Origin of the sequence: Nonomuraea zeae (assembly GCF_005889725.1) — a bacterium.
In the GTDB taxonomy this organism is placed as follows: domain Bacteria; phylum Actinomycetota; class Actinomycetes; order Streptosporangiales; family Streptosporangiaceae; genus Nonomuraea; species Nonomuraea zeae.
The window spans coordinates 1-21,281 of sequence record NZ_VCKX01000137.1 but is presented as its reverse complement, the minus strand read 5'-3'; the positions used below and the strand labels follow the sequence as shown (position 1 = coordinate 21,281).

General features: G+C 69.2%; 22 protein-coding genes, 2 tRNA genes and 1 other RNA gene. 13 read left to right on the top strand and 12 right to left on the bottom strand.

The annotated features are described in order from the left end of the window. Window positions 1-39 precede the first annotated feature (39 nt). Genes ETD85_RS35080 through dnaN form a run of 3 tightly spaced genes read left to right on the top strand, consistent with a single transcriptional unit; the run spans window position 40 to window position 3,273 of the window. On the top strand, window positions 40-1,470 hold the full coding sequence (locus ETD85_RS35080; RefSeq protein ID WP_138694112.1) for a sensor histidine kinase: 1,431 nt from the start codon (window positions 40-42) through the stop codon (window positions 1,468-1,470). Then, window positions 1,467-2,117: a response regulator transcription factor gene (locus ETD85_RS35075; protein ID WP_138694127.1), complete on the top strand. Its 651-nt coding sequence runs from the start codon at window positions 1,467-1,469 to the stop codon at window positions 2,115-2,117. Before ETD85_RS35080 ends, ETD85_RS35075 begins: the two co-directional genes overlap by 4 nt. A gap of 58 nt (window positions 2,118-2,175) precedes the next feature. Next, window positions 2,176-3,273 carry a DNA polymerase III subunit beta gene (gene dnaN / locus ETD85_RS35070; RefSeq protein WP_138694111.1) on the top strand — a complete coding sequence of 366 codons (1,098 nt, stop codon included), beginning with the start codon at window positions 2,176-2,178 and terminating at the stop codon, window positions 3,271-3,273. Here the strand turns inward: dnaN and ETD85_RS35065 are convergent. The 6 genes from ETD85_RS35065 to upp all read right to left on the bottom strand — a co-directional run bounded on the left by ETD85_RS35065 (window position 3,256) and on the right by upp (window position 7,880). Next, the gene (locus ETD85_RS35065; RefSeq protein ID WP_138694110.1) at window positions 3,256-3,765 is read right to left on the bottom strand and encodes a MarR family winged helix-turn-helix transcriptional regulator; all 510 of its coding nucleotides are present in this window, start codon (window positions 3,763-3,765) and stop codon (window positions 3,256-3,258) included. The genes dnaN and ETD85_RS35065 overlap by 18 nt on opposite strands. 105 nt (window positions 3,766-3,870) lie before the next feature. Further along, a complete protein-coding gene (locus ETD85_RS35060) occupies window positions 3,871-4,545 on the bottom strand; it encodes a FadR/GntR family transcriptional regulator (RefSeq protein ID WP_138694109.1) in 675 nt (224 codons plus the stop codon). A gap of 100 nt (window positions 4,546-4,645) precedes the next feature. Continuing rightward, window positions 4,646-5,989 (bottom strand): helix-turn-helix domain-containing protein, encoded by a 1,344-nt coding sequence (locus tag ETD85_RS35055; RefSeq protein WP_138694108.1) that lies wholly within the window; start codon window positions 5,987-5,989, stop codon window positions 4,646-4,648. Window positions 5,990-6,085: 96 nt separating this feature from the next. Further along, window positions 6,086-6,619, bottom strand: a complete 534-nt coding sequence (locus ETD85_RS35050) for a PH domain-containing protein (protein WP_138694107.1) — start codon at window positions 6,617-6,619, stop codon at window positions 6,086-6,088. 252 nt (window positions 6,620-6,871) lie between these two features. Next, on the bottom strand, window positions 6,872-7,096 hold the full coding sequence (locus ETD85_RS35045) for a hypothetical protein (RefSeq protein ID WP_138694106.1): 225 nt from the start codon (window positions 7,094-7,096) through the stop codon (window positions 6,872-6,874). A gap of 145 nt (window positions 7,097-7,241) precedes the next feature. Beyond that, window positions 7,242-7,880 carry a uracil phosphoribosyltransferase gene (gene upp / locus ETD85_RS35040; RefSeq protein ID WP_138694105.1) on the bottom strand — a complete coding sequence of 213 codons (639 nt, stop codon included), beginning with the start codon at window positions 7,878-7,880 and terminating at the stop codon, window positions 7,242-7,244. Between the two features lie 197 nt (window positions 7,881-8,077). Between upp and ETD85_RS35035 the strand changes: the two genes are divergently transcribed. The 4 genes from ETD85_RS35035 to ETD85_RS35020 all read left to right on the top strand — a co-directional run bounded on the left by ETD85_RS35035 (window position 8,078) and on the right by ETD85_RS35020 (window position 9,673). Continuing rightward, entirely contained in the window at window positions 8,078-8,593 is a 516-nt protein-coding gene (locus tag ETD85_RS35035; RefSeq protein ID WP_379507061.1) for a tRNA adenosine deaminase-associated protein, read from the top strand. Between the two features lie 19 nt (window positions 8,594-8,612). Continuing rightward, window positions 8,613-9,089 carry a tRNA adenosine deaminase-associated protein gene (locus ETD85_RS35030; protein WP_138694103.1) on the top strand — a complete coding sequence of 159 codons (477 nt, stop codon included), beginning with the start codon at window positions 8,613-8,615 and terminating at the stop codon, window positions 9,087-9,089. Between the two features lie 28 nt (window positions 9,090-9,117). Then, a complete protein-coding gene (tadA, locus tag ETD85_RS35025; protein ID WP_276617299.1) occupies window positions 9,118-9,573 on the top strand; it encodes a tRNA adenosine(34) deaminase TadA in 456 nt (151 codons plus the stop codon). 10 nt (window positions 9,574-9,583) lie between these two features. Beyond that, window positions 9,584-9,673 (top strand) — tRNA-Ser (locus tag ETD85_RS35020). A gap of 82 nt (window positions 9,674-9,755) precedes the next feature. Here the strand turns inward: ETD85_RS35020 and ETD85_RS35015 are convergent. The 4 genes from ETD85_RS35015 to ypfJ (ETD85_RS35000) all read right to left on the bottom strand — a co-directional run bounded on the left by ETD85_RS35015 (window position 9,756) and on the right by ypfJ (ETD85_RS35000) (window position 12,320). Further along, the gene (locus tag ETD85_RS35015) at window positions 9,756-10,019 is read right to left on the bottom strand and encodes a hypothetical protein (protein WP_138694102.1); all 264 of its coding nucleotides are present in this window, start codon (window positions 10,017-10,019) and stop codon (window positions 9,756-9,758) included. A 112-nt stretch (window positions 10,020-10,131) separates the two neighbouring features. Beyond that, window positions 10,132-10,428 carry a type II toxin-antitoxin system VapB family antitoxin gene (locus ETD85_RS35010; RefSeq protein ID WP_138694101.1) on the bottom strand — a complete coding sequence of 99 codons (297 nt, stop codon included), beginning with the start codon at window positions 10,426-10,428 and terminating at the stop codon, window positions 10,132-10,134. Between the two features lie 48 nt (window positions 10,429-10,476). Then, complete coding sequence (gene ypfJ / locus ETD85_RS35005) at window positions 10,477-11,310, bottom strand: KPN_02809 family neutral zinc metallopeptidase (protein ID WP_138694100.1); 834 nt, start codon at window positions 11,308-11,310, stop codon at window positions 10,477-10,479. A 53-nt stretch (window positions 11,311-11,363) separates the two neighbouring features. After that, window positions 11,364-12,320 (bottom strand): KPN_02809 family neutral zinc metallopeptidase, encoded by a 957-nt coding sequence (gene ypfJ / locus ETD85_RS35000; protein WP_138694099.1) that lies wholly within the window; start codon window positions 12,318-12,320, stop codon window positions 11,364-11,366. A gap of 51 nt (window positions 12,321-12,371) precedes the next feature. On the opposite strand from ypfJ (ETD85_RS35000), the gene ETD85_RS34995 reads away from it, so the two are divergent. After that, entirely contained in the window at window positions 12,372-13,070 is a 699-nt protein-coding gene (locus tag ETD85_RS34995; RefSeq protein WP_338087188.1) for a LysE family translocator, read from the top strand. A 38-nt stretch (window positions 13,071-13,108) separates the two neighbouring features. Here the strand turns inward: ETD85_RS34995 and ETD85_RS34990 are convergent, their stop codons facing one another. Continuing rightward, on the bottom strand, window positions 13,109-13,504 hold the full coding sequence (locus ETD85_RS34990; RefSeq protein ID WP_138694098.1) for a hypothetical protein: 396 nt from the start codon (window positions 13,502-13,504) through the stop codon (window positions 13,109-13,111). Window positions 13,505-13,589: 85 nt separating this feature from the next. Between ETD85_RS34990 and ETD85_RS34985 the strand changes: the two genes are divergently transcribed. From ETD85_RS34985 to ETD85_RS34975, 3 genes are all read left to right on the top strand, one after another. Beyond that, a complete protein-coding gene (locus ETD85_RS34985; protein WP_240779626.1) occupies window positions 13,590-14,183 on the top strand; it encodes a GNAT family N-acetyltransferase in 594 nt (197 codons plus the stop codon). A 121-nt stretch (window positions 14,184-14,304) separates the two neighbouring features. Further along, window positions 14,305-15,024, top strand: a complete 720-nt coding sequence (locus ETD85_RS34980) for a hypothetical protein (RefSeq protein WP_138694097.1) — start codon at window positions 14,305-14,307, stop codon at window positions 15,022-15,024. A gap of 99 nt (window positions 15,025-15,123) precedes the next feature. Continuing rightward, the gene (locus ETD85_RS34975; RefSeq protein ID WP_138694096.1) at window positions 15,124-17,724 is read left to right on the top strand and encodes an SEL1-like repeat protein; all 2,601 of its coding nucleotides are present in this window, start codon (window positions 15,124-15,126) and stop codon (window positions 17,722-17,724) included. Between the two features lie 146 nt (window positions 17,725-17,870). On the opposite strand, the gene ETD85_RS34970 is transcribed toward ETD85_RS34975, so the two are convergent. After that, window positions 17,871-17,958: transfer RNA gene (locus tag ETD85_RS34970), tRNA-Ser, on the bottom strand. A 99-nt stretch (window positions 17,959-18,057) separates the two neighbouring features. On the opposite strand from ETD85_RS34970, the gene ffs reads away from it, so the two are divergent. Both ffs and ETD85_RS34960 read left to right on the top strand, forming a co-directional pair. After that, window positions 18,058-18,153, top strand: an RNA gene (gene ffs / locus ETD85_RS34965) — signal recognition particle sRNA small type. 31 nt (window positions 18,154-18,184) lie between these two features. Beyond that, window positions 18,185-20,776 (top strand): DNA polymerase III subunit gamma and tau, encoded by a 2,592-nt coding sequence (locus ETD85_RS34960; RefSeq protein WP_138694095.1) that lies wholly within the window; start codon window positions 18,185-18,187, stop codon window positions 20,774-20,776. The last annotated feature ends 505 nt before the right edge of the window (window positions 20,777-21,281 follow it).

Genomic DNA, 21,281 nt, shown 5'->3' with positions numbered 1-21,281 from the left:
GCAGTGACCACACCGGTCGCATTGGCGCAGACTGGAGGCATGTTTCGACGGTTAGGTCAGGTCACGGTGCTGCTGGCGCTCGCATTCGTCGAGCTGCCTGCGATCTTCCTGACCGCTCTCATGCTGCTGTTGTCGTTCGCGCTCGGCATGGTCTTCCTCTTCCCGATGGGGACGACGCTGATCCGGCGGCTGGCCCAGCAGAACAGGCGGCTCCTGCGCAGGTGGACCGGCATCGAGATCGAGCAGCCCTACCTGCCCAAGCCTCCGCCGCCCGTTCCCCAGGCGGACGGGATGTACCGCTCGGACCGGACCCTCTACAAGACCCCTCGCGTGCCGGCCTGGAACGACCGCTGGAAGTGGCTGCTCACCGACCCGGCGACCTGGCGGGACGCGCTCTGGCTGCTGCTGGACCCCGCGGTGAAGCTGACGTTGATGCCGCTGCTCTTCGCGGTGCCCGAGCGCGGCCTGCGGGTCTACACGGCCTGGAGCGACCTGCTGCTCGGCGCCACCGCCAACAGCCGTCTGGCCGGTCAGGTGAGCCACCTCAGGCGTACGCGGAACCTGGCCACCGACTCCCAGGCCGCCGAGATGCGCAGGATCGAACGCGACCTGCACGACGGCACGCAGGCCAGGCTGGTCGCGATCGGCATGACGATCGGCGCGGTCGAGCAGCTCGTCGACACCGACCCCGCCGCGGCCAAGGCGCTGCTGGCCAAGGCCAGGGACGCCTCGTCCGAGACGCTGACCGAGCTGCGCAGGGTCATCAGGGGCATCCACCCGCCCGTGCTGGCCGAGCGCGGGCTCGCCGACGCCGTACGCGCGCTGGCCATGGACAGCCCCCTCCAGGTCAGCGTGGAAGCGGAGCTGGAGCACCGGCCCGAGGCGCCCGTGGAGGCGGCGGCGTACTTCGCGGTCAGCGAGCTGCTGTCCAACGCGGCCCGGCACGGTGACGCGCGGACGGCCACGGTGGATCTCAGCTCCAACGGCCGCGACCTGCGCATCACGGTCACGGACGACGGCCTGGGCGGCGCCGATCCGGCCAAGGGCAGCGGCCTCGCCGGCATCGAACGGCGGCTGGCCGCCTTCGACGGGGTGCTGGCGCTGCACAGCCCGCCCGGCGGCCCCACCGCCGTGACGATGGAGCTGCCCAGGGTGCTGCCCGAGAACGGCCTGGACAACCTGACCACGCTGCCGCGCTGGAAGGCGGCCACGGTCATTCTCCTGTGGGCCACGGCCTGGTGCCCGACGTTCCCGCAGGGGCTGGTGGCGGCCATCTTCAAGATATTCGGCATCGAGGAGAAGACCTGGTTCGTCGCCCTCTACCTGCCCGAGATATGGCAATGGCCGGCGATCTGCGGGATGATCATACTCGGTGTCATCATGCACGTACTCGCCATCAGGATCCCCGCGACCCACAACCGGGAGCGGTGGATGATCCACGCCACCCCGACCAGACCGTGGTGCCCATGAACCGGGTGCTCATCGCCGAGGACCTCTACCTGCTCAGAGACGGGCTGGTCCACCTGCTCCAGGCCCACGGCTTCGCCGTCGTGGGCGCCGTGGAGTCCGGCCCCGAGCTGTTGAAGGGTCTGGTGGAGCTGCGGCCCGACGTCTCGATCGTCGACGTGCGGCTGCCGCCCACGTTCACCGACGAGGGCCTGCAGGCCGCGCTGGAGGCCAGGAAGCAGGTGCCGGGGCTGCCCGTCCTCGTGCTGTCCCAGCACGTCGAGCAGCTCTACGCCCGCGAGCTGCTGGCCGACGGCTCGGGCGCGGTCGGCTATCTGCTCAAGGACCGCGTCTTCAACGCCGAGCAGTTCATCGACGCCGTACGCCGGGTCGCCGCGGGCGGCACCGCGATGGACCCGGAGGTCATCGCCAAACTCCTGGCCAGCAACGCCAGAAGCGAGCCGCTGGGCGCGCTCACGCCGCGCGAGCGGGAGGTGCTGGAGGCCATGGCGGAAGGACGCTCGAACGCCGCCATCTCCCAGCGCCTCTATCTCAGCGAGAGCGCCGTGGCCAAGCACACGGCCTCCATCTTCGCCAAGCTCGGCCTCGCCCCTTCTGACGACGACAACCGTCGCGTCCTGGCGGTGCTCGCGTACCTCAACAGCCGTTAGTTGTCAGTGACACCGGCTATTTTCATAGAGGCACGGCACGACGAAGGGGTGGTAACAGGTGAAAATCCGGGTTAACCGCGATGTTCTGGCAGATGCGGTGGCGTGGGCCGCCCGAGTCCTGCCCAGCCGGCCTGTGGCGCCCGTCCTGTCCGGGCTGCTGCTGGAGGCGGGGGAGGACCTGCACCTGTCGGCGTTCGACTACGACGTCTCCGCGCGGGCCGTGATCGACGCCGACGTCGCCGAGGAAGGCAGCGTGCTGATCCCCGGCAAGCTGCTGGCCGAGATCAGCCGCAGCCTGCCAGCCGAGGACGTGGAGATCGTTACCGAAGGCGCCGAGGCGGTTCTGACCTGCGGCAGCGCCGAGTTCGGGCTGATCACGATGCCGGTCGAAGACTTCCCGACGATGCCGGCGATGCCGCCGAGCATCGGAGCCATCGGCGGCGGCGTGTTCGCCTCCGCCGTGGGCCAGGTCGCGCCCGCGGCCAGCCGCGACGACACTCTGCCCATGCTGACCGGCATCAGGGTCGACATCGAGGGCGAGTCCGTGGCGATGGCGGCGACCGACCGCTACCGCATCGCCGCCCGCGACTTCACCTGGCGGCCGACCGGCCCCGAGGTCGCCGTCTCCGCCATGGTCCCGGCCCGGGTGCTGGTCGAGGTGGCCAAGTCGCTGCGCGGCGGCGAGGTGTCGATCGCGATGGGCGACGGCGTGGCCGGGTTCGAGAGCGTGGGGCGCAGCACGACCGTGCGGCTGCTGGACGAGCAGTTCATCGACTACCGCGCCCGGCTGACCGCCGACTGGTCGATCCGGGCCGACGTGCCCGTGGCGCAGTTCGTCAGCGCGATCAAGCGGGTGGCCCTGGTGGCCGAGCGCAACACCGCGATCCGGCTGTCGTTCAGCCAGGGGCAGGTGCTGATCCAGGCGGGCGGCGGCGACATCGGGCGCGGCGCCGAGGTGGTCGAGTGCGAGCTGCGCGGCGACGACATCCAGATCGCCTTCCAGTCACACTTCCTGCTCGACGGGCTGACGGGGGTCGAGAGCGAGCTGGCCCGCATCAACATGGAGTCCCCGACCAGGCCCGCTCTCATCCAGGAGGTGCCGGGCGACGCCGAGCCCGCCTTCCGCTACCTGGTCATGTCACTGCGCCAGGGCTGAGCCCCCCAGTGCCGTCTCCGGCTCTCCGGAGGCGTCGGTGCCGCCTCCTGCCGTCTGGCGCTCGGCGATCAGCTTGAAGACCCGTTTGAAGTCCGCGTACGCCTGCTCGCCGACCGCCCGTGCGTGCGCCGCCTCCATCGAGGCGAGGATGGCGTCCGACTTGGCCATGTGATCCCGGCCCTTCTCGGTGGGCACGATCAGCTTGGCCCGGCGATCGGCCGGGTCCGGCTGCCGCTCCACGTAACCGAGCGCCTCCAGCTCGTCCACCAGCGTGCCGATCACCTGCTTGTGCTGGCCCGACTGCGCGGCCAGATCCGTGGCCCGGCTGCCCTCCTCGTCCAGGTAGGCCAGCACCGCCCCGTAGCGGGGTCGCAGCCCGGGATGCCCCTGCTCGGCCAGCGCGGCGAACAGCTCGCGCTGCAGGCTGAAGAGGGTACGGCTGGACAGGACGCCGAGATCGGGCTCTTCCTGCTTACGCCGGCTCCTGCGCACCTCGCGCCTCCAGGTGTCACCGCATCACTGATCAGGACTGTCACTGATCGGCCCGGCTCCGGGCCGCGCGGCGGGTATGCCCCCGCGCGAGCCGGAGCAGGCGGGTCAGGATTCGGTCAGAGCGATGAGGATGTGCTCCATGCAGGCGTGCCCCGCCCGCTCGGCCGCCGTCGCGTCCCCGGCCGAGATGGCCCGGGCGATCGCGTCGTGCGGGATGTAGCTCTTGTTGAGCGACGTCCCGGCGGCCGTGATGCTGGCCCGCAGCGCCGCCGAGAAGTCCTCGTAGAGGTCGATCAGCACCAGGTTGTGGGTGGCGTGCGCGACGGCCATGTGGAAGGCCAGGTCGGCCTCGACGAAGAAGTCGGGGTCGTCCAGCTCCCAGGCCCGGTCGCGCTCGGCCAGCGCCGCCTCGATGCGGACGATGTCCTCGTCGGTGCGCCGGGTGGCGGCCAGGCGCGCCGACTCGACCTCCAGCGCACGGCGTACTTCGAGGATCTCGAGCTGCTCGGCCTGGCGCAGACGCCGCAGCATCGCGCCGGACAGCTCGCTGGTCGCGCGGACGTAAGTGCCGTCCCCCTGACGGCACTCAAGCAGCCCTGCGTGCGTGAGCGCGCGTACGGCCTCACGAACGGTGTTGCGACCCACTCCGAGTTGCTCGGCGAGCACCGTCTCGGTGGGGATCTTGCCGTTCATCTGCCACGACCCTGAGGTGATCTGCTCTTTGAGCTGATCGATCACCTGGTCGACGAGCGAAGCCCGCTGCGCCGTACGCAGACTCACAGTCCGCCTCCTCCGGGGAAACCAATCATCCTATGAGTCAATGACTGGTAGACCCTAATTATTCCAGACTCAAAAGTCCAAATCTGGAGCTCCCGGAGGTTCAGCGGGACACTGCAGCGTCAACCGTCACCCCTGCCATCGCCGAGCGAACTCCGGCAGCTTCGAGGGCCTTACGATATGCGGCTGTCTGCTGTGTCTTGGACCCGACCCTGCCGTAGAGGTCGCCCAGCTCACGCCAGCAGCGGGCGGCCTGCCGGTCAGAGCCGAACACCGGCCGGTCGAGCGTGTCGAGCAGCTCGTGGGCGGCGCGCAGATGCGCCGTGGAGTCCTGGCCCTGGTCGAGCGAGACCGTGCTCAGCACGAGGTGGGCCTCGGCCGGGGTCGTGCCCGAGCGGTCGTTGGACAGCTCCAGCGCCGTACGGGCCAGCTCGCCCGCGCGTGCCGCGTCACCGGCCCGCAGCCGCACCCGCGCGTGCACGACCAGGCTCTCACCGTGCTCCCGCGCCGTCGCGGGGAAGGCGGCGAACGCCTTGGTCGCGCCGGTGATGAGCCGCTCGGCCTCGTCGATGGGCGCCGTGGCCAGCCTGGACCAGTGCATGGCCGCCCGGGCGAGCTGCAACGCGAGCCGGGCCTGGCGGCCCGCCATGATCGCGTCGTCGGCCAGGCGCACGGCCAGCGCGGAGTCCTCGCCGGCGGCCGCCGCGGCACTGGCGTGCCACAGCGACTGGATCTCTCCGGAACGGTCCACAACTTCAGGCACGTCAGTCATGTCGAGCACGCGCTTGACATATCCGAGCTCGCGAGAGTCGCCCTCACGCTCGCCGCGGGCCTCGACCAGCGCGGTGGCCAGGTCGATGGCGACCTCACCCTGGCTGATGGACAGCCGCTCGGCCTGCTCCAGCGCATGGGAGGCCAGGTCGCGGGCGCGCAGCCGGTCACCGGCCCGCTGGTAGCAACGGCTCAGCGCGATGGTGAGAGGCAGATCGGCCAGCCGCTCGGGATGAGCCGCGGCCTCCCTGCGCAGGCGCTCGAACGCCTCCACCGCCTGACCGAGGCGACCCTGGGCCTCGAGCGCACGTGCCCTGCCGAAGCGGGCATGCGCGGTCAGCATCGCGTTTTCCTCATCGGCCGCTTTCACGATCTCCGTGAAGCGGTCGGCGGCGACCGAGGGGTCGCCGTGCTGCAACTCAAGCTCGGCGTGGCGCAGCCCCAGCTCGGTGTCGATGCGCTGCCGAGGCTCGATCCCGTGAAGGAGGAACTCGGTCGTGCATCCCAGCCGCTCGGCCAGGAGCCGGGCCACCACAGGAGTCGGCGTGCGCTTACCCGACTCTATGAGCGAGACATAACTGTCAGACAGGTCGGGTCCGGCCAGCTGGGCCTGAGACATCCGCCTGTTCAGCCGCAGTCCTCGGACGCGGTCACCGATGGTTCCCTGACTCGGCATCTCATCTCTCAAGGCGGGGAAGGGTCAACAACACGCAATGATTGCATGAAGTAGCCGAATCGGGTATCCCCGCGTGAAGAATTCCCCACGTAGAGATTAATCGTCGCTCTCGTCCTTGCTGGGGAAAAGCATCTGACAGACCTCGAGGTACAAGGTCTCCGGATACGGAATGTACTCCACGGTGGAGAGCGCCTGGTCCTGTCCGGCCGACTCGAGGATGAACTCACCGTAACCGAGCATGCGCCCAAGCAGAGATCTTTGGAAGCTCATGTCGGTGACCTTGCCCAATGGCATCATCGCGACCTTGCGCGTGATCAGCCCGGTGGTGAGCAACATGCGCTTGGAAGTCACCACAAAGTAATCGACTGACCACTCGGCGACTTTCCAGACGAAACGGATCAGCAGCAGGAGCCACAACCACCAGACGACGACGAGCGCCGTGCCGCCGGCGTCGCTCCCGCCGAAGAACTTGCTGAGCAACCCGGCGACCACGAGGCCGCCGAAGACCTCGGCGACCGGACGCAGCAGGATGGCGGGATGCCGCCGCACCATGATGACCTGTTGTTCGTGGGGGAGGAGGTAGCGGTTGACCGACGACGGAGCAGAGTCCCCGTGGGTCACAAGTCTCATGCGAGGCTGTTCACAAATTGGGCCAGCGAGTCGGCCGCGTTGAACACCGTGTCGAACGCCCCTCTGACCGCGTCCGCGGCGTCAGCCGGTCGCGCGAACAGGTAGTACGCCACAAATGCGATACCACCGTATGTGAGGACTTTTTTGACCTGCACTGTCGCCTCCGTGCCACTAACCCACTCCACCCGCCGTATACATTACCCACCCGGATGCCGGGGTAAAGGTAACTTGGCGGGTTAGTTTTGATCTTGCTTAGCCACGTTCGCTGGCCACCAGAGCCAGGACGTGAAGGTGCTTGCGTGCGATGCGCTCGACGAGACTGGGGTGGGCATAGCCGGTGACCTCCAGCGCGCCGTAGTGCGCAGCCTCCACGCAGCGCGTTACCGTGGTCGCGGAGTGGATGCCGGCGAACTCGTCGCGCAGCACCTCCTCCACCTCCGCGTACGGAGTCGGATCGGCCTCGATGTGATCTTTCACGAGAACACCTCGGCACTGGGCATGTCGCTCATCGTGTCCCCCACGCGCATGCGGAAGTTGCCTTCCTGTCTCTTCGTACCCACCCAACCACAGTATGTAACGAGATGATGACCGCGGGTAACGAGACGGGGACTTCGGGGCAGTCTCAGACGACGCCGTAGAGGCGGTCGCCCGCGTCGCCGAGCCCGGGAACGATGTAACCGCTCTCGTTGAGACGCTCGTCGAGGGCGGCGGTCACGACGCGGATCGGCTTGCCCGAGTTCGCGAAGACCTTGTCCATGTGGGCCAGCCCCTCGGGGGCGGCGAGCAGGCAGATGGCCGTGACGTCCACGGCGCCCCGCGCGAAAAGGAACTGCACGGCCGCCGCCAGGGTGCCGCCGGTGGCCAGCATCGGGTCGACCACGAAGCACTGCCGCCCCGACAGGTCGTCGGGCAGCCGCGTGGCGTAGGTCTCGGCCTGCAGCGTCGACTCGTTGCGGATCATGCCGAGGAACCCGACCTCGGCGGTGGGCAGCAGCCGGGTCATGCCGTCGAGCATGCCGAGCCCGGCGCGCAGGATGGGCACGACCAGCGGGGAAGGCTTGGCCAGGCGCACGCCCCTGGCGGGCGAGACGGGCGTCTCGACCGTGACGTCGGTGACGCGGACGTCACGGGTGGCCTCGTACGCCAGCAGCGTCACCAGCTCGTCCGCGAGCCTGCGGAAGGTCGGTGAATCGGTGCGGACATCGCGCAGCGTGGTGAGCTTGTGTGCCACGAGCGGATGATCGACGACGAGGGTCTCCATAAGGGGTAACGCTATCTTGTGGGGAACGTGGGCGCAGTCCCCGCCGTCTCTGGCGGGGGCGCCGAGGTCGTCCACCCTAGTGACAGCACGAGTGTTTGGGTTTTGATCACAATTTGGTCGGAGAGGCACACGCCCAGTGGTTGGTTCTGGAACGATTGGGTGTTGGTGATATCTGTCGTGTCAGAAGTCGGGTGGGGATGGCGATGACAGACGAGGACGCTCTTGACTTCGCCATCGTGATTTATCGCGAGGACGGTTGCTGGGATGCCGAGCTGCTGCCTGTCACGCTCACGTCCGACCTCGAAGGGCTGATCCATGCCCTGAGGCAGCAGCCCAGCGAGAGCGGGACGATCGGTCTGGTCGCCGTGGGCGACGAGTTCTTCGTGGCGCTGCGCGTCCTGGGCGAGCGGGTGGACGTCTTCCTGTCCGACATCGCCGCCTCCTGGGACTTCCCGCTGGCTCGCCAGGTCCTCGAATACCTCGACGTCCCCGTGCCGGACGAGGAGGAGCTCGACGAGATCCTCCAGGACGAGGAGACGGTGCTTCCGGCGGGAGACCTGTCGATCTTCGCCGACCTCGGGTTGGACGAGATGGAGCTGGGCATCCTCTCCGGCGACATTGATCTACTGCCCGAAGATGTGCTGTCCAGCATCGCCGCGCGGCTCGGTTTCTCCGACCCGTTCGAGCGTGCCATCGAATCGGTCTTCGGCTGACCCCCCTGGAGCGACGGACATGGCGTCCAACACCTTTTCTGCGGCTTTTGTCAGGACTTCCGGCGGCTGGACCGGGGCGGAGGTCGATCTGGGCGACGCCGAGATCGTCGACGACCTCGGCGACGCGGTCACGGAGGCGCTGAATCTTTCGGGAGACGAGCTGGCCCTGCTCTGCGTCGAGGTGGAGGACGAGTGGTTCGCCATCGCCCGCTACCGGGGCGAGGAGGAGCCGCGCGTGTTCCTGTCGGACGCGCACGCGATCCTTTCCGACCGCCTGGGCGAGCTGTTCGCCGAGTTCGCCGGCGTGGCGCCCGACAAGGAGAGCAACGGCCTCGGCGTACGCCCGGCCGGGGACTTCGAGCTGCTCAGCGATCTGGGCGTGAGCTCGGAGGAGCTGCTCGAGCTGAGCGTCGAAGAGGGCATGCTGCCCGCCGACATCCTGTCGGTGATCGCCGAGCGGCTGTCGTTCGCCGACGAGCTCGACCGGCTGCGTTGACCGTTCCGGGCCGGAGCCGGATCTCGCGGTGAACCACGAGGAGGCCATGCGCCTGGCCCTGGCTGAGGCCGCGAAGGCCGCCGCCAGGGGCGAGATCCCCGTGGGCGCGGTGGTGCTCGATCCGCTCGGCGAGGTCCTGTCCGCCGCGGGCAACGACCGCGAGTCCGCCGCGGACCCGACGGCCCACGCCGAGGTGCTCGCGCTCAGGCGGGCCGCCGCGCTGCGCGGGCAGTGGCGGCTGAGCGGGTGCACGCTCGTGGTGACGCTGGAGCCCTGCACGATGTGCGCGGGGGCCGCGGTGCTGTCCAGGGTCGAGCGGATCGTGTACGGCGCCGTCGACGAGAAGGGCGGGGCCGTGGGGTCGCTGTGGGACGTCGTACGCGATCGGCGGCTCAACCATCGGCCCGAGGTCGTCATGGGGGTTCTGGGCGAGGAGTGCGCGGACGTACTAAAGCGGTTCTTCGCTACTCGCAGGATCCGGTAAGCTCGTGCGCGGTGGTGTCGCCTAGTGGCCGAGGGCGCACGCCTCGAAAGCGTGTGATGGGGCAACTCATCCGTGGGTTCAAATCCCACCACCACCGCCATTCGCCCAAGGGCCTCCGAGTTTCGGAGGCCCTTTCGCGTGCGGGCTGGCCTGGATGGTGGGCGGCACGGCCAGGCCGACGGTCACGGCGCGGAGGTGGCCGACGGCGGGGCGCCGACGTCCAGCTGGATCTCCGGCGGATTCGCGGCCGTCTCAGTCACCAGAGAGTCGCCGCCACCCTGCACGGTCACTTTCGCCGTTTCCGCGGTCAGCACGAAGAAGACCGCCCCGCCCCCGCTCAGCACCAGGATCGGCAGGCCGATGGCCAGCAGCAGGATTATGGAGAGGTCGTTCCGCGGCGGCTGCCGGTGGTCGTACCCGGATGGTGGTTGCGGCGGATACGACACGGCATTCTCCAGAATGATGGTGGAAGATGCTCCTGTGACGCATGAGACGGCGTACCGGTTGACATATGAAAAGGGGAGCCGCGAATCGCGGCTCCCTTTTTCGCGGGCTTTCTCAGTTGGGCAGCTCCAGGACCCTGGCGTGCAGGATCGATCGTTGGTGCAGGGCCGCCCGCAGTGCGCGGTGCAGGCCGTCCTCCAGGTAGAGATCGCCCTGCCACTGCACCACGTGCGGGAAGAGATCCCCGTAGAAGGTGGAGTCGGCGGCGAGCAGCGAGTGCAGGTCCAGCATGGCCTTCGTGGTGATCAACGAGTCGAGCCGGACCTGCCGTGGAGGGATCTGCGCCCACTCTCGGTGCGTCAGACCGTGGTCGGGATAAGGGCGTCCGTCGCCGACAAGCTTGAAGATCACCCCACTGATTTTAGGAGAGAATCCGAATCCTCGCGCTCTTCGGCCGGGTCAGCGCAGCTCAGTCTGCGCGCAGTCGCCGGGACCGCCGTTTTTGTAGCCGCGCTGGAAGGCGTTGACGCGTTGCTCGGAGCTGCCGTGCGTGAACGATTCAGGATCGATTCTGCCGGTGCTGCGTTGCTGGATTCTGTCGTCGCCGACGGCCGCCGCCGCGTCGAGGGCTTCGGCGATATCGGCGTCCGTGAAGGGCTTTTCGTAGAAGCCGGTGTCGACCGCGTTCTTGGCCCAGACGCCCGCGTAGCAGTCCGCCTGGAGCTCGACGGAGACCGAGCTGCCCGATTCGAGGGCGCCGAGCAGGTTCTGGACGTGGTGGCCGTATTCGTGGGCGATCACGTACGCCTGGGCGAAGGGGCCGCCCTTGGCGCCGAATTGGGTGTGGAGCTGGTCGAAGAAGCTGAGGTCGAGATAGACGCGCTGGTCGCCGGGGCAGTAGAAGGGGCCGACGGAGGAACTGGCCGAGCCGCAGCCGGTCTTTAACTGGCCGGTGTAGAGGATGGTCTTGGCCGCGCGATATTCGGAAATTTCACGCTTCCAGTAGTCCTGGATGCTGTTGACCACGCCCACCACGCGGCACTGCTCCGACTGGTCGGCGTCCTTGCCCTTCTGGCACTGCTCGGAGAGGTTGGACGGCGGCCGGCGCTGGGCGGGCTCGGCGCCGCCGCCCACGTTGTTCAGCACGAACACCAGCACGAGCACGATCAGGCTGACGATGCCGCCGCCACCAATGATCATGCCGCCGGGGAAGCCGCCGCCACCGCCTCCGCCGCTCCCTCCGGCGTTCTCCACCTGGGAGGCATCGAGATCGACATCGTCTCTGAAGTCCATTGCTGAGGTCCCTTCTGGGTGCTGCCCGAAGGACAACTTCCCCGAAGAGCCGCTCAGATGCCACCCGAGAACGTGTCACACCGCATGGGATCGCCGGTCTCGTAGCCGGTGCTGAACCACTTCTCGCGCTGCTTCGAGGTGCCGTGCGTGAAGGCGTCGGGGGTCACGCGGCCCTGCGAGCGCCGCTGGATGCTGTCGTCGCCGACCGCCGCCGCCGCGCTCAGCGCCTGGTCGATGTCGCTCTGGGAGAACGGCTCGCGGTAGAAGCCGGTCTTGACCGCGTTGTGCGCCCAGACGCCCGCGTAGCAGTCGGCCTGGAGTTCGAGGCGTACGGACGGGCTCTTGGCGCCCGGGCGGCTGTTGCCGCTGACCCTGTTCATGGTGCCGAGCAGGTTCTGGACGTGGTGGCCGTATTCGTGGGCGATCACGTACGCCTGCGCGAACGGCCCGCCCTCGGCCCCGAAGTCCCGCTGGAGCGTGTTGAAGAACGACAGGTCGAGGTAGACCTTGCGGTCGGCGGGACAGTAGAAGGGGCCCACGGCGGAGTCGGCCGCGCCGCAGCCGGTGTTGACCGCCCGCGAGAAGAGCACCGTCTTGGCCGGGGTGTAGGTCTTGCGGCCACGCTCCTCGAACGCCTGCCGCCAGTAGGCCTGGATGCTGTTGACCGTGCCGACGATCCGGCAGTCCTCCGACTGGTCGGCGTCGGCGCCGGTCTTGCAGCGTTCGGCCAGGTTGCCGCTCGGGGCCAGTGACGCCGGCGGGCTCGGCTGCTGCCCGCCCTGCTGGCCGCCCTCGTCACCGCTGAACGGCGAGGGGACGACCTTGAACAGGAACAGCCCGGCCACCGCCAGGACCAGCAGCAGGCAGCCGCCGCCCCGGCCGCCGATGGGCAGCATGCACCCGCCGGGCATCCCGCCGCCACCGCCGCCGCCCCTGCCCTGCTGCGGGCCTGAGGCTCGTACGTCCTCGACCTGCGACGGGTCGAGCGGCTTGTCGTCGTCGAACTGCATGTGTCCCCCCGCTGGGACTTCTCCCCCGTGGTGGGTCAAATACGCACGGTGATGGAAGGGGGGCAAATCGACATGATTTTTACGGATATGTCGGCTAATGTTCCGACTATGACGACAGGTTTGATTGGAATCGCATTAGTGTCGCTGGGCATGGTGTTGACGCCCGGCCCGAACATGATCTATTTGGTCTCACGATCGATCACGCAAGGCTATCGGGCCGGCCTGATCTCACTCATCGGTGTTTTTCTTGGTTTCACTGTCTATTTGGCCGCGACGTGCCTCGGGCTGACCGCGATCTTCGCGTACGTGCCCGCCGCGTACACGGCGCTCAAGCTGGCGGGGGCGGCGTACCTGCTCTGGATGGCCTGGAACGCCGTCAAGCCGGGCGGCACCTCGGCCTTCGAGCCGCGCGAGCTCGCGATCGAGCCGCCGCGCAGGTTGTTCGGGATGGGGCTGCTCACCTGCCTGCTGAACCCCAAGATCGCCATTCTGTACCTTTCGCTGCTGCCGCAGTTCATCGACCCGTCGATGGGCCACGTGCTGCTCCAGAGCCTGGCGCTCGGCTCGGTGCAGATCGCGGTCGGCACCCTGGTCAACGCCCTGATCGCGATCAGCGCGGGGAGCCTGGCCGCGTTCCTGGCCCGCCGCCCCGTCTGGCTGCGCGTCCAGCGTTACGTCACCGGCACGGTGCTCGGGGTGTTCGCCGTCCTCATGGCGACCGACCGTTCCAAGGCGCTCGTGGCCGCCTGAGCGAGCGGGCCCTCGGCACGTACGGGGGCCCGCCCGGTTCATCTGTCGAACCACATCGCGGACGACGACCTGCACAACTGCGCGAACACCACGGCTGCCAGCAGCACGCCGAGCAGATTGCCGAAGCTGAGGCCGTCCGTGAGATTCCAGATGCCCAGAAGCACCAGCAGAAACTCGACGACCAGCCCGAAGGCGCGTACCCAGCCGCGGCGAGAGGGAATCCTCATCGCCAGCAACCCGATCAGCAAGATCATGGCGAGCGGGACGGAGAGCGCGAGCACGAGAGCGCCGTCCATGGCGCTCACCGGAACACTCCCCAGCAGTATGAACAGCAGGAACAGACCGACCAGTCCGAGCACCGCCTGGATCCACATGCAGATCCTCGCGACGGACACGGACTGCGGCATCGCCTCGATGCTGTAAGGCTCGGACATGCGAGCCTCCCATTCAGGGGCAGCGATTGACGCGCCGAGCATAGGACCGCCCCGCATGGTCATGTACGCGAATGCGAACCCACGCATGAGACACCTCATCACCGCCGAAGGGGATCGATCGATGCCGGAGCTGGAGACCGAGCGGCTGACGCTGCGGGGCTGGCGCGAGGAGGACCTGGAGCCGCTGACGGCGATCTACGCCGATCCGGCGGTCATGCGCTTCATCGGCGACGGCTCCGTGCGTACGAGTGAGGAGACCGCGGCCGGCTTCGCGCGCATGCGGCGGGAGTGGGAGGAGCGCGGCTTCGGGATGTTCGCCGTGGAGGTGCGCGAGACCGGGGAACTGGCCGGCTGGGCCGGACTGACGGTCCCCGGCTTCCTGCCGGAGGTGCTGCCCGCCGTGGAGATCGGCTGGCGGCTGGGGCGGCCGTTCTGGGGCCGTGGCATCGCCACCGAGGCGGCCCGGGCGGCGCTGCGCTTCGGGTTCACCGAGGCGGGCCTGGACCGGATCGTCAGCATCTGCCACGTCGATCACCACGCGTCCGCGCGGGTCATGACGAAGCTCGGCATGCGGCAGGACCGGCTGACGGTCGTCCCGGCCCACGGGCAGCCGGTACGGGTCCTCGCGATCACCCGCGCCGAGTACGAGCCGGCCGGGCTGCCATCCCACGACGTCTGAGCGCGGTCACCCCGTGGATCGGCTCGCGCCTCCGGCCGGCGTCCGCATCGTCCGGATAACGATCCTGGGCGGAGTGATCATGAGCCCGGCGCGTGATCCGGTATCCGGGATGATCGCCTGCATGAAGAAGATGATCACATTAGTGGTGGCCTGCGGCGTGCTGCTGGTGGGCGCCGTCCCCGCGCAGGCGGCGCCGAAGGACCCGGTCACCGCGCTCAAGGCCAAGCTGACGCCCGGCCACGGCGTACGCTTCACCGACACCGTCACCTGGTCGGACGGCACCGACGAGCAGGGGGCCCGTGACAGCAAGGGCGCCTTCCAGTTCGACAAGAAGGGTGTCGCCGCCTTCGACATCTCGATGGACTCCGGCTACTCGCAGGAGCGGGTCATCTCCATCGGGAAGACCGGTTACTACTCGGGCGGCGCCCTGACCGGCCTGCTTCCGAAGGGCAAGACCTGGTTCAAGGCCAAGGGCGGGGCCATTCCCGACTCCTGGGCGCAGTTCCTCAATCCGGCCGAGCCCAGGACCCTGGCGGCGTTGATCAAGAACGGGAAGTCGAAGGGGGGCTCCGTCACCGGCTCGATCACCCTGAAGGAGCTCAAGACGGTCTCGGCCTGGATCGCCGCCGCGGGGATCGGCAAGGAACACGACGGCATCAAGATCTCCTACACGCTCACATTGTCTTCGGCGGGGCTGGTGAGCCGGGCGCAGAGCACTTACGCGCTGGCGGAGGACGGGGAGCTCAACATGGTCACCGTCGACAGCCGCTACACGGGGTGGGGCGGCAAGGTCTCGATCAAGGCCCCGGACCCGGCCACGGTGACCACCGAACTGCGCTGACGGCGTAACGGCCGGATCGCGGACTCGACGCGGGATGATGGGCCGTCGGACCATTCCCCTTGCCGACAGGCTGAAGCCGCGAAAAGGTGGGGCTGCGTGATGAACACTCGTCGCCGGGTGCGGCTGGGAGGATACGGCGCCGCCGTCCTGATGGTCGCCGTGGCGGTGACCAGTAATCAGGTCCTGTCCGAGGACAGTTGGAGCTGGTCGTGGCTGGGGGCCGCGTTGACGGCGGCGGTGGCGACCGTCTTATGGGATCGATGGCGCGCGCATGTGGATCCCGACGGCTCACTGGTGTTGACCGACGAGAAGGGCCGGCCTCCCCGGCTGGCCGACGCGGATCCGTTCGTGCTGGGCGTGGGTATTTCCCAGTTCGCCGCGGAAGGGCTGCCGCCGCACGTTCCACGAGACATCGACGAACCGCTGGCGGCGGCACTGACCGGCATCAGAGAGCGGTCGGCCGGCCACCGCCTCGTGATCGTGCAAGGCGAGCGACTGGCCGGCGCCACTCATTCCCTCGTGTACGCGGCCCGCCGCCATCTCCCCGCCTGGCGGGTGGCCATGTTCGCCGACGACCATCGTGTCCGGCTCCCGGGTCTGCTCGCCCAGGCGGCGAAGTGGACGGACTCCGAGGCGGGCGTGGTGCTCTGGTGGGACTCGATGAGCGTCACGCGGCTCAATGAGTTCACCCCCGCCGTCCTCGACGGCCTGCCGCCCGGCACAGCGGTCCTGGCCACCGTGCACACGGAGGAAGTGACGGACACGGGCGGCAGCGCGGCGATCCGGCAGGCGACGCATGTGCCGGCGCTGTTACGCGACCGCTCCCGCCATCTGACGGTGGGTACGGTCACCCCCCGGGAACGCGAGTGGATCCGCGACGAGCCTGCCTACGAGTCGCTGCGTGCCGCCGTCGATGACGAGTCGAGCGACATCCTGATGGGCCGCCTGATGGCGGCCCTGGACGCGATCCGCCAGAGTCTCACGCCGGGGACCGGCGAACATGCCGCGGATCGGATCTCCCTGCTTCGTGTCGTCACCGACTGGTACCGCGTCCAAATGCCGGGCCGGCTCACCGACAAGGTGCTCCTGCGGTTGTGGCGGGAATACCGCCGCGAGCTCTCCGGGCTGCCGGACGGCGCCCCGGTGCCCGCTGACGGCTTCACCAGAGCGCTCGACTGGGCGAGCGGCGCCCCTTCGACCGCTCACCCTCGGCTCATCACCTTCGACGGCGTCTATCGGCCGCACCCGCTGCTCAGCGTGATAGCGAACGAGCCCGCGCCGGTCGGCTGGTCCGCCGGCGGCCCTCTGTGGGACTACGCCGAACAGCACCTCAAGGCACGCCAGATCGTGAGCCTCGGCCATGCCGCCTTCGACCACGGGGACTTCGCCGCTGCCGTCCGTCTCCTGCGGAAGTTCCCGTTGCGCATGGTCGCCATCCGAGTTCGGCACCGATTGGGACATCACCTCTACGACACCGGTGACGTCGAGGAAGCCCGGCGCTGGTGGCTGCACGCCGCCGACACGGGAGACCCGGACGCGGCTCCGCACGCGCTGTTCGATCTCGGCGTCATCGAGCATCGCCGGCACGGTGATATGGAGAAGGCCCAGCACTGGTGGAAGCGGGCGGCCGAGACCGACCACCCCCACGCCGCGCCGAAGGCGATGATCAGTCTCGGCCTCTCGGAGCACGAGTTCGGCAGGGTGGAGGAAGCCCGGGCCTGGTATCTGCGGGTCATCGGCTCGGAGCACTCCGACGAGATCCCGGAGGCCATGCGAAACCTGGCCGCCCTGGAACAGCAGGAGGGAAGGGCGGAGGAGGCTCGGCACTGGTACGTCCGGGTGGTCGAGTCGGGTCCTTCGCGGGAAGCGGCGCTCGCGATGTTCAACCTGGGCGATCTGGAAAGTGAGCAGGGACGACCGGAAGAGGCGCGGGCCTGGTATCTCAATGCGATCGACACGGATGATGACGCCGTCGCTCCGAGGGCGATGGTCCATCTCGGCCTCCTGACGGAGAGCACGGACCTGACGCAGAGCAAGGCGTGGTGGGAACGCGCGGCCGGGACCGGACACGACGTGGCCGCCCCGACGGCCATGAACAATCTCGGCCGTGCCTGCCGTAAGGAGCAGCAGCTCGGGGAAGCTCGTCGCTGGTACACCCGATTACTGGAATTCGAGGACTACGCCGGCAGGCCGCACGCGATGCTCGCCCTGGGCGAGATCGACCGGGAGACCGGACGGACGGCGGAGGCCCGGCGCTGGTACACCGCGGTGATCCAGGCAGAGCACGACGACGCGACGCCGAAGGCGATGCTCCATTTCGCGTTACTCGAATTAGGCCAGGGAAGACCGGATGCGGCCATGCAATGGCTGGAGCTCGCCATGGAGACGGATCACGCTGACGTGGCGCCGCTCGCCATGCTCCAAACGGGCTATCTGGAGCAGCGGCACGGTCGTTTCGCGCAGGCCCGGGACTGGTACGCGCGGACGATCGAGTCCGCTCATCCCCGCGCGGCCGCCGGGGCGGCGCAGGCGATACAGACGATGGACCGTCGCGAGCGCGATCTGAGCCGGGCCGAATGGTACGTGCAGTACGGCTATCTGGCTTATGCCGACTTCGGCGACAGGGCCGCGAAACCCGATGCGTCCGTGGCGGACGCCCCCGAAGACTCCCCGGAGCCGGACCGAAAGCCCGGCGAGTAGCCCCGAGCGCGGGCTGCTGCGATGAGTCCGGCTATGCGGCTTGCATGAGGACAGTCGACCACCGGGCCATCGCGCCTCTGAAGGCCCCCAACTGAGACCCAAAGCGAGAGGGGTCATGCCGCTGACCTGGCATGACCCCTCTGAGCTGGCGGAGGATAGGGGATTTGAACCCCTGATAGGTTGCCCTATACACGCTTTCCAAGCGTGCGCCCTCGGCCACTAGGCGAATCCTCCGCCGACGAGCTTACCGGACTTCCGGGGGTGTGCAGACCACCTTTTCTTTCGGGTGTTCCGGGTGTGGAGCGAGCACTGCCGCATCCGGCTAGACTGTCCAGGGACCCCTCGCGCGGCGTCATCCTGTGAACCTCCCCAGGGCCGGAAGGCAGCAAGGATAAGCGGGCTCTGGCGGGTGTGCGGGGGGTCTCTTCGTTGGGAGCCCCCTCGCAGGCGGGATGGTCGTATGAGCCTTGCGCTTTACCGCAAGTACCGACCCGGGACCTTCGCCGAGGTCAAGGGTCAGGAGCACGTAACAGACCCGCTGCGGCAGGCGTTGCGGACCCGGCGGATCAACCACGCCTACCTGTTCAGCGGCCCCCGAGGGTGTGGCAAGACCTCCAGCGCGCGCATCCTGGCGCGCTCTCTCAACTGTGAGCAGGGCCCCACGCCCGACCCCTGCGGCGTCTGCGAGTCGTGTGTCGCGCTCGCCCCGACCGGGCCGGGACACCTCGATGTGATCGAGATCGACGCCGCCTCGCACGGTGGCGTGGACGACGCCCGCGACCTGCGCGAGCGGGCCTTCTTCGCGCCGGTCTCCGCGCGCTACAAGATCTACATCATCGACGAGGCGCACATGGTGACCCGCGAGGGTTTCAACGCGCTGCTCAAGCTCGTCGAGGAGCCTCCGCCGCACCTGAAGTTCATCTTCGCGACGACCGAGCCGGAGAAGGTCATCGGCACGATCAAGTCGCGTACGCACCACTATCCGTTCCGGCTGATGCCGCCCGCGACGCTCAAGGCGCTGCTGGAGGAGATCCTCACCTCCGAGAACGTGCCCTTCGAGCCCACCGCGCTGCCCCTCGTCGTGCGCGCCGGGGCCGGCTCGGCCCGTGACTCGCTGTCGATCCTCGACCAGCTGCTGGCCGGGGCCGAAGAAGACGGCATCACCTACGCCAAGGCCGTCTCCCTGCTCGGCTACACCGACGGGGACCTGCTCGACGAGGTCGTCGGCGCGTTCGCGGCCCGCGACGGCGGGCAGGTTTTCCACACGGTCAACCGGGTGATCGAGGGCGGCCACGACCCCCGCCGCTTCGCCTCCGACCTGCTCGAACGCTTCCGCGACCTGGTGATCCTGGCCAACGTCCCCGAGGCGGCGTCGAGCGGCCTGCTCGACCGTCCTGCCGACGAGCTGGACCGGCTCGTCCAGCAGGCCGCCTCGATGGGGCCCGCCGAGCTCACCCGCGCGGCCGAGGTCTTCAACGCCGGCCTCACCGAGATGCGCGGCGCCACCTCGCCCCGGCTGCTCCTCGAGCTGATGTGCGCGCGCGTCCTGCTCCCCGGCGCGGCGCAGGGCGAGGACGCCCTGCTCGTCCGGCTCGAACGTCTCGAACGCGGCGGCGCCGTCGCCCAGATGGCCGCCCGCGCCACCGCCTCGGGTACGCACTCCGCCACGCCCGCCGTCTCCGCCCCTGGAGCTGGCCCGGCCGCTGGTGCCGCTGGTGGCGTTGGTCTCGGCTCGGTGACCGTTCCGCGGCCGGGTGCGGCGAGTGCCCAGGGCAATCGGGCTCCTGGGGACGCACACCCGGACGAAGCGGCAGGTGCCGCCGGCGGGCACGGCCAGGTCGGGTCGGCGCCAGGTGGCCGGCCGGCCGCGGCCGACGGATCGGCGCCCGGCCATTCCCAGGCCGCTCAGGGGGCCGCGCCCGTCACCGGTCCTGTCGCTGTTCCCGCGGCCGACGACTGGCCCGAGCCCGCTCGTCCTGGTGCCCCGTCAGCGGCGAGCGCGGGCGGATCGGGCGGTGCCCAGCCGGCTCAGGCCCATTCGGCTCATCCGGGCGGGGGAGAGAGCCAGCAGTCCGCCCCGGTCGCGGGCGGTGCGGGCGCCATGCAGTCGCAGTGGCCTGCCGTGCTGGCCGCACTCAAGCAGCGCAGCATCGTGGTCTGGGCGAACGTGAGCACCAACGCCCAGGTGGTGGGCGTGGAAGGCAACCTGGTCACGCTCGGCTTCGCCCAGGTCGGCGCGATGAAGAACTTCACGGGCGGCGGCAAGGACGCCGTGGTCGCCAGCGCGCTCGGCGACGTGCTCGGGGGCAACTGGCGGGTCGAGGCGGTCGTCGGCGGCTCCCCGGCCCCGCAGCCCAACCGCGGGCCCGCCCGCTCCCAAGCGCCTTCGCACGGCCCCGCAGGCTCTCCGGGAGGTCCGGGTACGCCCGGCCAGGGAGGCCACGCGCCTGGCGGTCCTGGGGGTGCCGCGGGTCTCGGCGGTGCGCACGGAGCGGCGGCAGGCACGCAGGCGGCCGCGCACGGCACGCCGGGCTCGCAGGGGCGCACGTCCTCACACGCCACTTCGCACGACGATCAGCAGGGGTCGCAGGAGCCAGGCCAACCTCCGGCTGCGGGCTCCGGGGCCGCACAGTCGGCTGGACGGGCGACGACGGATGAGTCGTGGCCTGACGCTCCCGACGACTTCAGCGCGGGCTCCCCGCCGTCCCCCGACCCCACGCGGACCGTGGCCGCCGCCCATCACGGCGCCGGCTCTCCTCCGGCGAACGGGGCTTCCGGGGGCGGCGCTCCCGCCGGCGGGATGACCGGGGCGGGTCTGGCCGCCGCCAGATCGGCCGCGAAGGCTGCGGCGCAGGCGGGCCCGCGCGTCCCGGCCGCCCGCACCGGCGCGGCGGCCTGGCCGGAGGCGATCCCAGGGCGCAACAAGGGCCCGGAGTCGGACGAGGTCGACCCGCTGAACGACGCGGACGCCGACGTGGACGCGGTCTCGGGGATGGCGCTGCTGCAACGGGAACTGGGTGCCCAGGTGATCGGCGAGATCGACCACACCTGACCCCGGCCCCGGCCGCCTCAGTTTCGCGGCTCCTGCCCCCCAACTGCAGCCCCGCGGTGCCCAACCTCTCGGCGCCTGACCTCGTGGTCCCGACCGAGTGGTGCCCGACCCTTTGGCCGCCTCGTGGTGTGATGCCCAGCCTTGCGGCCCCTGGCCTGGTGGTGTCCGGTCTCTCGGCCCTGGGTCTCTCGGACCCCGGCCTCGCGGTGTCCAGCCTCGCGACCACCGGCCCCCTTGGCCCCTCGACCCCTTACGGGCCCGTGGGACGTAGGCGACCGCCATGCTCGTCGCACGAGCTTGCGACGTCAGGGTCCTCGCTGGGCCGGTCCGTTCACGCGACAACAAGCTGTGGCGGTCTTGTCCGGCCGGAGCCGTGGCGTGGTGGCGTTACAGCCTTGGTCTGTGCGGATGAGGGACTGCGGAGGTGATGGCGGGAGGCGTTCTCCCGAGTCCCGCCGTAAAGAAGAAACCCCGCGCCTCGAAGGCCGTCAGCAGAGGAGGCGGG